General features: G+C 43.1%; 14 protein-coding genes. 12 read left to right on the top strand and 2 right to left on the bottom strand.

The window, feature by feature from the left end; genetic code table 11:
- The first annotated feature begins 2 nt into the window (after window positions 1-2).
- From QNH28_RS16845 to QNH28_RS16815, 7 genes are all read left to right on the top strand, one after another.
- Window positions 3-1,223: a VWA domain-containing protein gene (locus tag QNH28_RS16845; protein ID WP_283907703.1), complete on the top strand. Its 1,221-nt coding sequence runs from the start codon at window positions 3-5 to the stop codon at window positions 1,221-1,223.
- Between the two features lie 402 nt (window positions 1,224-1,625).
- Window positions 1,626-3,212, top strand: coding sequence for a tRNA (N6-isopentenyl adenosine(37)-C2)-methylthiotransferase MiaB (gene miaB / locus QNH28_RS16840; RefSeq protein ID WP_283907702.1), 1,587 nt, complete (start codon window positions 1,626-1,628; stop codon window positions 3,210-3,212).
- A gap of 13 nt (window positions 3,213-3,225) precedes the next feature.
- The gene (locus tag QNH28_RS16835; RefSeq protein WP_445667671.1) at window positions 3,226-3,690 is read left to right on the top strand and encodes a YlbF/YmcA family competence regulator; all 465 of its coding nucleotides are present in this window, start codon (window positions 3,226-3,228) and stop codon (window positions 3,688-3,690) included.
- Between the two features lie 165 nt (window positions 3,691-3,855).
- The gene (locus tag QNH28_RS16830) at window positions 3,856-4,626 is read left to right on the top strand and encodes an NUDIX domain-containing protein (protein ID WP_042128449.1); all 771 of its coding nucleotides are present in this window, start codon (window positions 3,856-3,858) and stop codon (window positions 4,624-4,626) included.
- Window positions 4,627-4,656: 30 nt separating this feature from the next.
- On the top strand, window positions 4,657-5,196 hold the full coding sequence (locus tag QNH28_RS16825; RefSeq protein WP_283907701.1) for a cysteine hydrolase family protein: 540 nt from the start codon (window positions 4,657-4,659) through the stop codon (window positions 5,194-5,196).
- A gap of 52 nt (window positions 5,197-5,248) precedes the next feature.
- Window positions 5,249-6,700: a nicotinate phosphoribosyltransferase gene (locus QNH28_RS16820; RefSeq protein WP_349654994.1), complete on the top strand. Its 1,452-nt coding sequence runs from the start codon at window positions 5,249-5,251 to the stop codon at window positions 6,698-6,700.
- Window positions 6,701-6,797: 97 nt separating this feature from the next.
- On the top strand, window positions 6,798-7,484 hold the full coding sequence (locus tag QNH28_RS16815) for a DUF6273 domain-containing protein (RefSeq protein ID WP_283907700.1): 687 nt from the start codon (window positions 6,798-6,800) through the stop codon (window positions 7,482-7,484).
- Window positions 7,485-7,642: 158 nt separating this feature from the next.
- Here QNH28_RS16815 and QNH28_RS16810 read toward each other — a convergent pair whose 3' ends face one another.
- Complete coding sequence (locus QNH28_RS16810; protein ID WP_349654993.1) at window positions 7,643-8,098, bottom strand: hypothetical protein; 456 nt, start codon at window positions 8,096-8,098, stop codon at window positions 7,643-7,645.
- Between the two features lie 315 nt (window positions 8,099-8,413).
- The gene (locus QNH28_RS16805) at window positions 8,414-9,757 is read right to left on the bottom strand and encodes an amino acid permease (RefSeq protein ID WP_283907699.1); all 1,344 of its coding nucleotides are present in this window, start codon (window positions 9,755-9,757) and stop codon (window positions 8,414-8,416) included.
- Window positions 9,758-10,079: 322 nt separating this feature from the next.
- On the opposite strand from QNH28_RS16805, the gene QNH28_RS16800 reads away from it, so the two are divergent.
- The 5 genes from QNH28_RS16800 (at window position 10,080) to QNH28_RS16780 (ending at window position 15,898) form a co-directional block, all read left to right on the top strand.
- The gene (locus QNH28_RS16800) at window positions 10,080-11,090 is read left to right on the top strand and encodes a 2-oxoacid:acceptor oxidoreductase family protein (RefSeq protein WP_283907698.1); all 1,011 of its coding nucleotides are present in this window, start codon (window positions 10,080-10,082) and stop codon (window positions 11,088-11,090) included.
- Window positions 11,091-11,115: 25 nt separating this feature from the next.
- Complete coding sequence (locus tag QNH28_RS16795) at window positions 11,116-13,422, top strand: thiamine pyrophosphate-dependent enzyme (RefSeq protein WP_283907697.1); 2,307 nt, start codon at window positions 11,116-11,118, stop codon at window positions 13,420-13,422.
- A 130-nt stretch (window positions 13,423-13,552) separates the two neighbouring features.
- Complete coding sequence (locus tag QNH28_RS16790; RefSeq protein WP_283907696.1) at window positions 13,553-14,074, top strand: Clp protease/crotonase-like domain-containing protein; 522 nt, start codon at window positions 13,553-13,555, stop codon at window positions 14,072-14,074.
- A gap of 34 nt (window positions 14,075-14,108) precedes the next feature.
- Window positions 14,109-15,098, top strand: a complete 990-nt coding sequence (locus QNH28_RS16785; RefSeq protein ID WP_283907695.1) for a carcinine hydrolase/isopenicillin-N N-acyltransferase family protein — start codon at window positions 14,109-14,111, stop codon at window positions 15,096-15,098.
- Between the two features lie 95 nt (window positions 15,099-15,193).
- On the top strand, window positions 15,194-15,898 hold the full coding sequence (locus QNH28_RS16780; protein WP_283907694.1) for a hypothetical protein: 705 nt from the start codon (window positions 15,194-15,196) through the stop codon (window positions 15,896-15,898).
- Window positions 15,899-16,002 lie beyond the last annotated feature (104 nt).

The raw sequence follows: 16,002 nt of genomic DNA, 5'->3' as shown, positions 1-16,002 counted from the left end.
CGATGAGTACATCAGTGGAATCAAGTGTTGTAGCTCGGTGGCGCCTTATTCTTGGTCAGTCTGCAGAAGAGCAATTGACGGTTTCTAGCGGAAACACAAGTATTCACTTGTCTGAAGATGAACTCATCATGGACCAAGCACTGGCTGCTATCTATGATGAGACGAGTGATATCGTAAATAGTGGTGCTGCTAACTCTTCAGCCACGGGACAAAGAGGAGCGGGATCAGGTAAATCTGCACCCCGGTTGGCAAAATGGTTAGGAGATGTTCGCAATTTCTTCCCAGAGGATATCGTATCGGTTATTCAACATGATGCGATGGAGCGGAAGGGCTGGAAGCAATTATTGTTTGAGCCGGAAGCTCTGGCAACAGTGAAGCCTGATATACAGCTAGTAGGTACACTACTCTCACTAAAAGGGAAGATTCCTGAGAAGACAAAAGATACGGCTCGCCTGTTAGTGAAGGCGGTTGTGGATGATCTTGTAAAGCGTATGGAGGAAGATCTGCGTCGGGCAGTGACGGGTGCACTGAATCGCAGAGAGCATTCTCCATTACCGTCACTAAGTGGTATAGACTGGACACGGACGATAAAACGCAATCTGAAGCATTATGATGCAGAGCGACAACAGATTATCCCTGAGAGATTCTACTTTTATGATCGGGCAAGACGCAGTAAGGAATGGACAGTCATTGTGGACATCGATCAGAGTGGTTCTATGGCAGAATCGATTATTTGGGCTTCAGTAGTTGGTTCTATCTTTGCAAGCATCCCATCGCTAAGTACCCGAGTGGTTGTATTTGATACAGAGGTCGTTGATCTGACAGAGCAATGTGCGAACGATCCTGTTGACATGTTATTCGGGATTCAGCTAGGCGGCGGTACAGATATACAAAAGTCTGTTGCTTATTGCGAACAGTTTATTGATCAACCGAAGAAGACATTATTTATCGTTATTTCGGATCTTTATGAAGGTGGGAACCAGGCAGGCTTAATCCGTCGTATGCGTCATCTGAAGGAATCTGGAGTTAGAACGATGTGCTTGCTGGCTTTATCGGATGAAGGCAAGCCTTTCTATGATGAGCATGTGGCGAGATCTTTGACTCGCGATGGAACACCCTGTTTTGCGTGTACACCTGCACTGCTGCCACAGTTAGTAGAAGGTGCACTAAAAGGACACGATCTCACTGAATTAGCAAAGAAGCTTGGTACAAAAGGGATATAACAGGAGTCGTCCTGTTACAAGTTTCATAAAAAGTGTTATTCAGACAAGCACTGTGTTTCATTACAGTTTTTGTGGCGTATATAAATATCATACCCCCCTTTATACAATATAATTTGGCCCTGTCGCTCGGCGGCAGGGTATTTTTTTATGGAAGTCTATAGAAGAGCTATTATCCTGACCTATTAAAATTTTCTTTTAGAGTATGTTCTGCTCTCACGCTGTGGTAAAATAGACCTGATTTTTCATAAATATATGAAAGTTAAGTTTTTGCTTGATAAACCTAAATCAGCGCATATTGGGATTGACATCTAAGATGGATGTAATGTTATAGAATGTGCTATAATTTTATATTAGGTTAAAACATCGATAAGCTACATTTTAGATAGAGGACGTGAAAACAGCATGACTAAGGGGAACCATAACTCACCGGACTTAAAATCCGGCAAGGGTTCGAAAGATTATTCGAAATATTTTGATTTTAGCGATGCGAAGGTAATTAGTGAAGAAGAAGGTAAGATTACTTACCGGATTAAAGGAAGAAATGTGCAGATAAATAGCCAGCCTGATTATAAAGAAGGAAAACAGCGTGGCAAGGAAGAAATAGAAGTGCATTATGATTTCGAGATTCCTGAAGAGATGCAGAATTTCGGAGTGGGTAAATATTATCATATAACGACATATGGCTGCCAAATGAATGAGCATGATACGGAAACGATGAAGGGCCTGTTGGAACAGATGGGCTACAGCAGCGTCGCTGACCGGAATGATGCGGATATCATTTTGCTGAATACTTGCGCGATTCGTGAGAACGCTGAGGACAAAGTGTTTGGAGAGCTTGGTCATCTTAAGAACTTGAAGATTGAGAAGCCAGGTCTTTTGCTGGGCGTGTGTGGTTGCATGTCGCAGGAGGAAGGCGTAGTTAATCGAATTATGTCAAAGCATGGATTCGTGGATATGATCTTTGGTACGCATAATATTCACCGTCTGCCACACCTCATTAAAGAAGCTGTATTCAGTAAAGAGCTAGTGGTTGAGGTATGGTCCAAGGAAGGCGATATTATTGAGAATTTACCGAAGAAACGCGAAGGTATGCGGGCTTGGGTAAACATTATGTATGGCTGTGATAAGTTCTGTACGTACTGTATCGTACCGTTTACACGGGGGAAAGAACGTAGTCGCCGTCCGGAGGACGTCATTGCTGAAGTAAGAGAGCTTGCGCGTCAAGGGTTCAAGGAAGTGACTTTGCTGGGGCAGAACGTAAACGCATACGGTAAGGATTTTACAGACATTGATTACACCTTCGGTGATTTGATGGATGACATGCGTTTAATTGATATTCCGCGCATTCGCTTTATGACATCGCATCCACGTGATTTTGACGATAAATTGATTGAAGTACTCGGCAAAGGCGGCAACCTGGTGGAGCATATCCATCTACCGGTTCAATCGGGAAGCACTGCCGTACTTAAGAAAATGAGTCGCAAATATACTCGTGAAGCTTATCTGGAGTTAGTTCGCAAGATCAAGATAAGTGTGCCTAATGCGGTATTAAGTACCGATATTATCGTCGGATTCCCTGGAGAAACCGATGACCAATTCGAAGATACTCTTTCGCTAGTGCGCGAGGTTGGGTATGATATGGCATATACGTTCATTTATTCACCTCGTGAAGGTACCCCTGCAGCTGCTATGGAGGATAATGTACCTATGTCGGTGAAGAGCGAGCGTCTGCAAAGACTCAATGATCTCATTAAAGAGAACAGTCGGATCATTAATGACCGTATGCTAGGTGAAGTCGTTGAGGTGCTGGTAGAAGGGGAGAGTAAAAACAACTCGGAAGTCCTTTCTGGCCGTTCCCGTGCGAACAAGCTGGTCCATTTTGAAGGTCCGAAAGAGCTTATTGGCACATTTGTAAAAGTGAGAATTACAGATACCAAAACATGGTACATCAAAGGGGATATTGTGGCAGAAGCCGCAGCTGTTCATTAATCATCACATACGAATGGGGAGATGGCTTGTGAGTACAGAAGAACAACGTTTGAATAAATATGGAATGAAGACTTATAATACCCGTGACTTGATCGTACGCGAGGATATCATGGGCAAAGCTAAAGAACTAGCTACATTGATCTCGACAAGTGAAGAAGTAAAACATTTTCAGCAGGCTGAGCAAAAAATCCTGAACCACGAGCGGGTACAAGGCCTGATTGCAACGATTAAGAAAAAGCAGAAGGAGATTGTTGCCTTCGAAAGCTTTAAAAATAAAGACATGGTAGCTAAGATCGAGCGTGAAATTGAAGTGCTGCAGGATGAAATTGACGGCATTCCAGTCGTTAACGAATTCCAGCAGAGCCAGAGTGACATCAATTATTTACTCCAGCTTGTGATTTCCGTGATTAGAGATACTGTTTCTGAAAAAATAAATGTGGAAGCCGGCACCGAAGCGCCTCCGACCACATGCGGATAACCCACACTCAGTTTAGGGGGCGGATGCAGATCCGCCCCTTTAAGTTTCACACTATACATAATCCTAATCTTTCTATGTCCAGTTGTTGATTTTAGAAGTTAAGGTTTGGTACATTTAAAGATACGAATTAGTAAAATTATAGCTTCGGAAAAGGATGGGGCAAATATGAGCGAAAATGGGGAACAAACCTATAACGCCAAAAAATATCGAACACCGGACGGAGTTCCGGCCGACATCGTAATGTTTACACTGACCAAACGCGAACGTAAGACGGTCACGAAGACGCTTCCCTTACGCGAGCTTAAGGTAATGTTAATTAGACGAAAGAAATGGCCATGTGCTGGAATGTGGGCTCTCCCAGGCGGATTTTGTCAGGAGGATGAGTCCATTTATGCTGCGGCTACCCGTGAACTCAAAGAAGAGACTGGTGTAGATGGCGGCCATTTGGAATATCTGGGCGTTTACAGTACACCAGGTCGCGATCCTCGCGGATGGATTATCAGTCATGCCTTTTTTGCCCTAGTAGAAGAATGGATGTTGGAGCAAAGACAAGCTTCGGATGATGCTGGCGAGGTAGGTTTATTTACGTTGCAGGAAGCGCTTGAAGAGCTAGAGCTCGCTTTTGACCACCATGATATCATCAAGGATGCATACTTGCGTATTCAACAACAAATGCTTCAGACTACGATCGCAAGACAGTTTTTACCTAGACATTTTACCCTTAGTGAGCTCTATCAGGTGATTCAAACGGTAGTGCCGGAATTTAAGGAACCGAATTTTATTCGCAAAATTACTTCAACGCGTAGTCGTCAGGGTATATTAAAAGAAGTAAGAGATGAAGAGGGAAATGCGCTTAGTTCAAATCAATACTCTCAGCGTCCAGCTCAGCTCTACATGTTCACAGATCATGAGCCTTTGTTATCTATCTATACGTAGTGGCTTAAATCAGGAGAGGGGATTAATCTCATGAGAGCACTAATAGTGATCGACTTTACGAATGATTTTGTTAACGGAAATCTGCCGGTTGGTCAGCCAGCCGTGGATATCGAGCCTAGAATCAGCCAATTAACATCGGAGTTTGTCCAAAGTGGCGATTATGTCGTTATGGCCGTGGATTTGCATGAAGAGAAGGACCCTTACCACCCGGAGAGCAAACTTTTCCCTCCTCATAATATACGCGGGAGTGAAGGACGAGAGTTGTTCGGAAGTTTGAAGTCTGTGTATGAGGACAACCGCGATTCCATCTATTGGATGGACAAAACGCGTTATAGTGCTTTTAGTGGTACTGATCTGGAGATCAAGCTGCGGGAGCGTGGCATTACTGATCTTCATTTAATTGGGGTCTGCACAGATATTTGTGTACTGCATACGGCAGTGGATGCATATAACAAAGGGTTTACTATTACTGTGCACGAAGATGCAGTTGCCAGCTTTAATCCAAATGGACATACTTGGGCATTAGAACATTTCCGGGGAAGTTTAGGAGCAGACGTTGTTAAGGCATAATACTAGTACAGAACATACACATATAGCAGCGTAGATATTAGGAGATGAGGACTTGAGAAGAGAACTTGCGCTACATACGGATAAATATCAGATCAATATGATGTACGCTCACTGGGTGAATGGAACTCATAAACGGAAGGCTGTATTTGAGGCTTATTTCCGTAAGCTACCTTTCGGTAACGGCTATGCTGTGTTCGCAGGGTTAGAGCGTATTGTTGGTTATATCGGCGGCTTGCGGTTTACCGAAGATGATATCCGTTATTTGTCTGAGCAAGAAGAGAACTATGCGCCCGCTTTTTTGGAGGAACTGTTGCAGTTTCATTTTCAGGGAACCGTTCATTCGATGAAAGAAGGCGCATTGATTTTTCCAGATGAGCCATTAATCCGTGTGGAAGGGACAATTATGGAGGCTCAGCTGGTGGAGACAGCAATTCTGAACTTCATGAATTACCAGACGCTGATCGCTACTAAGGCTTCACGTATTAAGCAGGTGGCTCCGAATGATATCTTGCTGGAGTTTGGTACCCGTCGTGCGCAAGAAGCCGATGCAGCAGTATGGGGGGCTAGAGCGGCCTATATTGGCGGCTTTGATGCTACTTCTAACATGCTAGCGGGCAAAATGTTTAGTATCCCGACCAAGGGAACACATGCACATTCCTGGGTTCAGAGCTTTGGTAGCGAGCAGGAGGCTTTTGATGCCTATGCCAAAGTGATGCCGGATGAAGTTACGCTATTGGTCGACACCTTCGATACACTTCGTAGTGGAGTGCCTAATGCAATCAATACAGCCAAGAAGCTTGAGGCACAAGGTAAAAAGATGGTCGGTATCCGTTTAGATAGCGGTGACTTGGCTTATCTATCCCGTCAAGCGAGGAAGATGCTGGATGATGCTGGCTTGGATTATGTGAAGATTGTCGCTTCCAATGATTTGGATGAGAACACAATTATGGATCTGAAGCTGCAAGGCGCAGCAATCGATACTTGGGGTGTGGGTACACAATTGATCACTGCCTCGGATCAACCCTCTCTGGGTGGTGTCTATAAGCTGGTGGAAATTGAGTCTGCTACTGGAGAAATGATCCCGACGATCAAGATTTCTTCGAATCCTGAGAAAGTTTCCACGCCTGGTAAGAAGGACGTATTCCGGATCATCGGTAAAAATGGCAAAGCGCTTGCTGACTATATCTGTTTCCCAGAAGAGGAAGCTCCACGTAACGGTGCACGGTTGAAGCTGTTTAATCCGCTACATCCATACATGCATAAGTATGTTGAGCGTTACGCGGCACTGCCTATGCTAGAACCTATATACGTTAATGGATTCCAGGTGTATACTTTACCGGATTTGAATGAAGTGCGTCGTTACCATCGGGAGCAGAAGGACCTATTCTGGCCAGAGTATCAACGTAAGCTAAATCCAGAAGTGTATCGTGTGAATTTGAGTGAAAAGGTCTGGACTAGCAAGCAGCAATTAATCGCTGAGCATATCCGACCGGATATTGAGTAGATTTTAGAGGATTAAAACTGTCAACAGTGTTAACGCGGGAGAGTGATGTACCCGCGTTTTTTTGTTTTTTTCGGGAGTAAAAAAGGAGGAGAACTCAATGGAAAATGACAAGCTTACTTTTACGCCGCACCGGAACATAAAGCTTGGCGAAATCATTACATTCGGCACGTATTCACAATCAAAGGACGGTAAAGTACTGCCGATTGAATGGTGTGTTCTCCAAAACTCAGGTGGCGAATTGTTTGTTTTGAGCGAGTATATTTTAGAATGCAAGAGGTATCACGGCAAGAGCGTAGATATTAAATGGCGTGATTGCGTGGATATTACGTGGCAAGACTGTGATTTGCGTGAGTGGGTGAACGATGAATTCTATAACAGCGCATTCAACGCTGCCGAGAAGGAATTAATAAAGACGACCCGTTGCTCAGATAACGGAGAGGGTACGCCAGATACAGAGGACAACGTTTTTTTGCTTAGCGTTGATGAGATAAAGGCATTCTCAGAGATTCACGGCAAAGATCTACGGCGTGCGGTTGGCACGGGATTTGCCAAAATGAAAAAGCCCGATGGATGCAGCTTATACATATATGATAAAACGGATAAAGATAACTATATAATCAAAGACGGCGTAGAAGTTGGCTGCTCTTGGTGGTGGCTGAGAACACAAGGAAACAAGCCTTCGCGTGCGTTTTTTGTCGGTCCGAGCTACAGCATTCGCAGCTATGCGAATGTTAGTGTAGCCCGTGACGGCGTGCGCCCTGCTCTAGTAATTAATCTTCCGTGATAAAGGAAATTCGGTTTTGAACGGCAACAATTAAAAGAGGCGTATCCCTCTCTTCACGAATGCGAAGAATAGGGGATACACCTCTTTTTATTAAGTATTATTAATACACACTGGTAGATCTTTTATCTCCATTATTTAAACATATTCCATTCTAATAACTACAGTCCGATAAACATATTTCTACTAAACGGCCCCCAGTTTGCCCCAGTATACCCTGATCTCCCCTCTAAATTAACAAAACAAGGGAGCAAGATATATAGAACACCCATAGTAGCATTCGTATTGAAGGTCATAACAAATCTCATTTTTGAATTATCAATTGCAGCTATCATTCCCTTATCAGCACGAATCGTATTCCCTCTAGTAAGGGCCTCTCCCATTCCTACACTAGCTATGTCATTTGGATTTGGCATATTACTTCTTATCCAATAATTCGAAATATTTGTTGCTGATGCTAAATCCGCAGGTTGATCGTAAGTAACTAAAATTTGATTCAAAGCAATTTGTCTTGCCTCCACTACGACAGGATGAGGCATCACCATTTCTCTTTCGTCAACAGTTGTATTCCTCATCCCATTGGGATAAATCATAGTAGAATTATTATACATAGACATTCTGTTCCCTCCATTATTAATTACAATAGTCATTTGTCACGAGACATTGTATGTAAAGGAGTCATGATTAGTGTTAGATAAACAGATATACAAAAAAAGCGCGGGAGAGTGATGTTGCCGCGTTTTTTTATTTTTTGCCAAAACGAAAAGTCTGATGGATTTATAACCAAAGAAGGCGAAGAAGTTGGCCACTCATGGTGGTGGCTGCGAACACGTTTTGAACGGCAATAATTAAAAGAGGCGTATCCCTCTCTTCGCGAATGCGAAGAACAGGGGATACACCTCTTGTTGATAAATCGGTCCAAGCTAGAACCTTTAATTCTTTTTCTTGAATTTTACGAACGACCAAATCGTAAGCATCAACAGAACAGCTAGACATGTTCCTATACTGATACGGTTCTGAACATCGAAGAGAAAAGAAACCGCGATAACAGTTAAACAAACAAGTGTAACAACGGTTATATAAGGGAATCCCCATACCTTAAAGGTTGGTTCTTTCGGATAAGATTTTCTCAGTTTAAGTTGTGACATACAAATGCTGATCCATACGAGAATAACCACAAAGCCTGGAACAGCCATTAGCAAACGGAACAATCCATCCTGGGCGAAGTACGCTAACAAGGAACCAATAACAAGAACAACGGCACAGAGCTTCAGGCTGTTGATGGGTACACCTTTTGCAGAAGTTTTTGCCAAGCTGCGTGGTGCTTCGCCCTGTGACGCCATAGAGTGCAACATGCGGGTGGCGCCATAGATACCAGAATTGGCAGCAGAGAGTACCGCTGTAATTAGAATGAAGTTCATAACGTGATCGGCACCCTTAAGTCCTGTAGCGGCTAACACCTGAACAAACGGACTGGTATGCTCATTCAGTTGATTCCAGGGAATTAATCCACAGATGATTAAGATCGGTAAGGTATAGAACAGAATAACGCGCAGAATGAAGCTTTTGACAACCTTAGGTAAGACCTTCTCTGCATCCTGTGTCTCCGTCAAGGTTAGCCCGATCAGCTCTGATCCGCCGTAAGAGAACATGACGACAAGTAGGGCAGAGAAAATGGGGGTCCAGCCTCTCGGGAGAAATCCACCATAATCTGTAAAGTTGTGTAAGTAAGGCGTAGCCTCAGTCATTGGCAACAGCCCAAAAATTAATGAGCTTCCTAAAATAATGAAGATGATGATCATAGCAATTTTGATACCGGCTAACCAAAACTCCGTTTCTCCATAACCACCTACACTCATCATGTTGATGCCGATAATTAAAGCGCCACTTGCAAGACTAAGCAGCCATAATGGAACATCCGGTAACCAGTATTGTAAGAAGCTGCCTGCTGCCAGTACTTCAATTACACAGACGGTCAACCACATGAAGCAATATAACCAACCCACGATAAAGGAGAGACGTTCTCCAAAAGCCTCACGAATGAAGTCCTTCATGTTCCTATTCGGGTACACCGTAGCCATTTCGGCTATTGCCCCCATGACCACTAAGAGTAGCAAGCCTGCTAATACATAAGTAAGAATAACCGCAGGTCCGGCAATGCTTATGGTCTCAGAACTTCCTTTAAAAATTCCCGTACCGATTACTCCGCCCATCGCCATAAAGCTGATATGCCGAGGAAGCAATTTCTTCTGTAATGATGCTTCGTTTGAACTCACAATTAATGCCTCCTAAGCTGTCTTCGAAAAATTACACCAAGCATCAGTTTATCCTGAAATGGACTAGTTGAAAAGTAAAAAAAACACACATTTTTATGAAGAGGCATGACTTTTCACTGGAGTGTGATATTTATCATGAAGAATGTGATGAATTTAACATCTTAATTTTTAATTTTATTGCTAAATAAAAGTAGCTAAATAAGTATAGGTAACACATGGAAAATGCAAGATTTGTCACTTCGCGACTTGCAAAATCAAGATACAATCGTTGAAAAAGTCATAAGGATATTATACGGATGACATTCTGAAAGGGGCTATGTCGGTGGTACAGTTACCAAAAGTGAACGAACTCGGATTTTTTGAGATTCGTCTGGAATCAATTGGAGGGCTAGGCGCGAACTTAGCTGGTAAAATGCTTGCAGAAGCAGGCGTTGTCGGTGCTGGAATGAATGGAGTGAGCTTTTCTTCCTATGGTTCTGAGAAAAAGGGATCAGCGGTAAAAGCGCATATTCGTTTTTGTGATTTGAACACGCATATTCGTGACACTTCACCAGTAGAACGACCCCATGTCGTAGGAATCTTCCATGAAGCGTTGGCAAAGACCGTTAACGTGACAAGCGGAATTTATGATCATAGCACGGTGCTGGTGAATTCGGCCAAATCGCCGGAGGAATTGAAGTCCTCCCTGAATATGATGGCAGGAACTATAGCAGTTGTTGATGCTACATCAATCGCATTAGATGAGAAGAACCGCGTAAACATGGCAATGTTAGGTGCGTTGTTCCGGATGTGTGATTTCTTGGATCCTGAAATTATGAAGGGTGTTATCGAGAAATCACTTGGCAAAAAATATCCGCAAGCTGTTCATTCAGCAATAACTACTTTCGAACGTGGATTTAATGAAGTTACCTTCATGCATTTCCCATTACCAGAAGGTGCGATTATGCCTGAGTTCGTTCGGTCTGATATTTCGGCCTTAGGTTATGAAACTCAGCCTATCGGTGGTACCATTACGAATCCTGGCAGCAGCTTTTTAAAGAATCTCAGCATTTCAAGATCCGGTTTATTGCCTCATTTTAAATTAGAGGATTGTATTCATTGTGCGCAGTGCGATACGGTATGTCCTGATTTATGCTTTGTTTGGGAGGAGCAGCCTGATAAGAAGGGACGTCCGCAAATGTTCCTGCAAGGGATTGATTATCAATACTGCAAAGGCTGTTTAAAATGCGTAGAAGCTTGCCCTACAACGGCATTGTCTGGCGAGCGCGAGGAGGATGGCTACGCAGAGAGTCATACGGTCCGGCATATTTTTGATCTCGTAACCCAAGCCTAAATTACGGAGGAAAGGTGGAACACAAGTGGCTATCGATTATGAAAAAGAAATAAGCTCTACGAAGGTAGAGCAGAAATTCCTATATGAATCCGGCAATGAAATGGCAGCTTATGCTGCACATCAGATTAATTATCATGTGATGGGTTATTTTCCGATCTCCCCATCGACAGAAGTCGCTCAATTTCTTGATACCATGAAAGCGAACGGTCAGCATGATATTATGCTTATTCCATCAGATGGTGAACACAGCTCTGCAGGAATCTGTTATGGAGCTTCGACAGCTGGCGGACGTGTATTTAATGCTACCAGTGCCCAAGGTTATATGTTCATGCTAGAGCAATTGCCGGTACAAGCTGGTACACGGATGCCTATGGTTATGAATTTAATCTGTCGCTCAATATCTGGTCCGCTTAATATTCACGGTGACCATTCTGATTTGTATTTTGCGCTAAATACGGGCTGGCCGATTCTGATGTGCCGTGATCCACAATCTGTTTATGATATGAATCTGATGGCACTTAAGCTTGCTGAGCACGCCAAAGTGCGACTTCCAGTAATGGTAGCATCGGATGGGTATTTTACCTCGCACCAGAAACGTCGCGTACAGGCATTTACTCACCGTGAGGATGTTCATAAATTCGTTGGGCCACAACCTCCGGTAGGCTTTACGGATACACTAGATCGCAATCATCCGGTTACCGTAGGTCCGTATATGAATGAACCTGACTATATCAATAACCGCTATCAGCAGTCGGTAGCGATGTATAATGCGGGTGAAGTCTTCGAAGAAATCGCTAAAGAATTCGCTGAACTGACTGGACGCCACTATCCAATGATCGAAGAGTATCGGATGGATGATGCGGAAGTAGCCGTATTCTTGATGAACTCTGCCTCAGAGATCATTAAAGATGTTGTAGATCAGCTTCGTTTGCAAGGGATTAAAGCAGGTGCAATTTCGCCGAATATGATTCGTCCTTTCCCGCAGAAGCAAATTGCGGAAGCGCTGAAGAATGTTAAGGCAATCACCGTAGGCGACCGTGCGGATTCGGTTGGTGGTCACGGCGGTAATATGGTAAATGAGATCAAGGCAGCACTGTTCACCTATGGTAACACTACTACAAAGGTAATTAGCCGTATTTACGGGTTGGGCGGTAAGGACTTCTACGCAGAAGATGGTCATGCATTCTTCCAATTAGCATTGGATGCCGTTGCTGCAGACCGTGTTGAAGTACCTTTTGACTACTATGGTCACAATCCAGGTGCACCGGACAAAGCGCCACAGCGTCTATTGAAGCCGATGGACTTTGATTCACTGAAGACAGGATTAATTACGGTTAAACAGGATGAAGCAACAGGGAAATTAAGTGTGCGGATACCCCCACTGCGCAGCTTGACAAAGAAACCTAAACGACTGGCACCAGGTCACGGCGCATGTCCAGGCTGTGGGATTTTCTCAGGACTGGAGACGTTCTTCAAAGGTATCGAAGGGGATATTGTAGCGCTTTATCACACGGGTTGTGCGATGGTAACAACTACGGGCTATCCATATTCCTCTCATAAATCTACATTTATTCATAACCTGTTCCAAAATGGTGCAGCTACCTTATCCGGTGTCGTAGAAATGTTCTGGGAACGCAAACGCCGTGGTGAATTAGATGGACTTGGGCTTCAAGACGACTTCACATTCGTTATGGTAACTGGGGATGGCGGGATGGATATCGGAATGGGTCCTGCGATTGGGGCTGCACTACGCGGTCACAAAATGATTATCGTAGAGTACGATAATGAAGGTTACATGAACACAGGTGCTCAGCAGTCTTATTCCACACCACTGGGTCACCGTACTTCTACATCCAGCATTGGTAAGAATCAGCAAGGTAAAGTTACACAGCATAAGGATACTGCGCAAATCATGGCAGCTACTAACATTCCATATGTCTTCACAGGTTCCGAAGCTTACCCGCAGGATCTCGTGAAGAAAGCGGCAAAAGCACAGTGGTACGCTCAGAACGAAGGTCTAGTGTACGGTAAAATCCTGATCGCATGCCCATTGAACTGGATGTCTGAAGATAAAGAAGGCACCAACATCGTCTCGCTGGCTGTTGAATCTTGCTTCTTCCCTCTATATGAAGTGGAGCATGGTTCTACGAATATCACGTACAATCCAGAAGACAAAGGCAAACGCGTTGAGCTCTCTGCTTGGTTGAAGACAATGGGCAAAACTCGCCATTTACTGAAGCCTGAGAATGAGCCAGCGTTACGCAGCTTCGAGGCAGAAGTGGAGCGTCGCTGGAATCGTCTAAAAGCAAAACATGAGCATCCTGATTTGTAAAAGATAATGATGAATAACCCGGCAGATTTCTCTGTCGGGCTATTTTGTATTTAACTGTATTGAACAGATTTGTGGTTGACATAAAATACGTCAAAATGTAAGATGGCATTAATTGGAGTAGACATATTTTATGTCAATGATAACAGTGCTTTTAGAAGGAATGGTGATCATGGAAAGTAATACTACTGTATCTGCCCTAACAATTTTGCAATACCTTGCATTAATTCATCAAGTGACATACACCAATGTATGCAGAGAAGTAGGGCTGACCCCGCAACAATTTAGTGATTGGGTCAAGAAACGTCGTCCTGTACCCAAAGAAAGACTGCAAGCATTGGCAGAATTTTTCAAAGTGGATGCTGATCTGTTGATTGATGAGAACAATTACTTGCTTGATCTAACACCAGAAGCAAAAATCGAGGTGCAAATTCTTTTTTTAACCCGGATGTTAAGGAATGAAGAGGAAAATCCGGAGAAGGAAGGGTATCTACAGAAATTGCAACAGCTGCAATGGGAAAAAAGAAAGCAGACCTTGATTACAAGATTCTCAACCCTCTTAGATCAAAAGAATAAGCAGGTTGAAGAGTTATGTTTAGCTTTTTTGGAACATATGGAAAATGAAAATAAAGAGGTTCTAAACAAGCTGCTATAAGAAAAGGGTGATGAACATGAGTACAGCCTTCCATATGCTTAAAAATGAAATCAATAGAGTCTGTAAAAATCAGGATGTAATCTACGATGGAGTGTATCTCTTTACGAATCAAAGAGGTTTACAGAAGACTGCATTAATGATGCCTCCAGCTCAACCCGCTTCTTGGATTTCTCAGTATGGAAGCCTAACCATCTCACAAATTGGAAAAGAAAATCCTAATGGGGGGATGAATGAAGCAGGGCTGGTGGTGGAGCAAACGACACTTTGGCAGACTAAATATCCTGCGATGGATGAACGCCCTGGATTAGGTGAACTGCATTTTATTCAATATTTACTTGATACCTGTGCTACTGTTCAGGAAGCATTGGCAGCAGCTACGACGGTTCGTATCGATCAAAGCACTTCAAGTTTACATTATCTGTTGGCTGACCGGAGGGGGGATCAAGCGATTCTGGAGTTTTTAGATGGACGGTTGGTTGTATATAAAGGCAAGCTTTCCGTTCCTATTATCGCTAATACTGCGTATGCGGATGCTGTACAGGCGATTCAGAGGGTGGCTTTCATGGGCTGGGAAGATCGGGATGCTTATGAACAGAATTCACTGGATCGCTTTAAGATTGCTTATGAGGCATTAAGCACATTAGCGGAGCAAACGCCTGACATGGATTTTGCATTTAAAGTACTTGCCACAGCACAGCGCGAGGATACTGTATATAGCCTGATATACGATCTGAATCAGCTACAGATAGAGGTTATGACTCAGCGAAACCAAGAACGAATTAAGATTCGTTTAGATGAGTTTGATTTTTCTGTAAAGGGGCCTGCTCAAGCTGCTAACCTACAAAAGCTGCATGCAAACCACGAAAGAGCCAAGTTCGAGAATTACTCCGCTGATTTCAATCATAAAGTAGTCCAATCCTTTTTTAGAGATCCGGTTTTGACTTCCATCTTTAGATGGGAGATCTCTGATGACATGATTCGATTTGTAGCCAATTATCCAGATTCTTTTTTTAGGGCTGAGTAATCATTTGGAGTTGTAAGACATGCTGGGAGTCCTCTTCGTGCCACCTTGGATGTGTTAATATATGGAGAATGTAGGAGAGAGGAGGACTGATTTTAATGAGCTGGATCTTTTGGATTTGTTTTATTGTTTCTTTACTGGTGTCCTATTGGGATCAGCGAAAAACATTGAGATTAAAGGATTGGGCGTTAATTATTGGAGCCTTTATACTTGGTGAGTTCTGCGTGAATTTGTTCGGCTTACTGATTCCTGTGGGCTTTATTTTTGGATTAATTTATATGTATAAAAAGAAGCAGTTTCTTTTTTCAAAAGCACTTATTTTTGGGTTAATTAGTGTCTGTGTTATTTTCTATGGCCCTAAGATTAGTTTGAATGAAATCCATGAGCTAACGAAGGCTAATAAATATACTGAGCAATTCAATCAGATTAAAGCCGTTTCACAATTTTCCGTTGAGTCAGATATTAACGATGTACTCCAGACGACAGCAAATCATTTAAAAGATAAAAATCGAAAGTCAGAAATACCTGTAGAGGATCCTCATGTAGCCTTCAGTATATGGGTTCTCCAGCATAGAAATGTAGCAATTAAGGATTTAGATTGGTTATGGTATGAGGCTCCGTTAGAATTACATTATTATTGGCAATCTAACCGCCCAGATCAGCAGGTTACATTGGAATACGTTTTTTTTAATGAGGTTGGATACATGGGTGTGTTTGAAAGAGAGAATGAGAAGGAACCCTACTATCTTCGAACGATATATGAGTTTGATCAGTTGAAGACATTTAATCCACAAATCCCTTGATCTTATAAAAATAGTCGTACACCAAACTACGTCTAATTAGGGGGTACTTGTGCGTAAAAAGTAGCTATCGGACTCAGTTGACCTTAAACGCAGCTTTTTTACCG

Origin of the sequence: Paenibacillus sp. G2S3 (assembly GCF_030123105.1) — a bacterium.
Classification (GTDB): Bacteria; Bacillota; Bacilli; order Paenibacillales; family Paenibacillaceae; genus Paenibacillus_AQ.
Note: the sequence above shows the minus strand (reverse complement) of the source record. Positions and strands in the feature narration are given on the sequence as shown.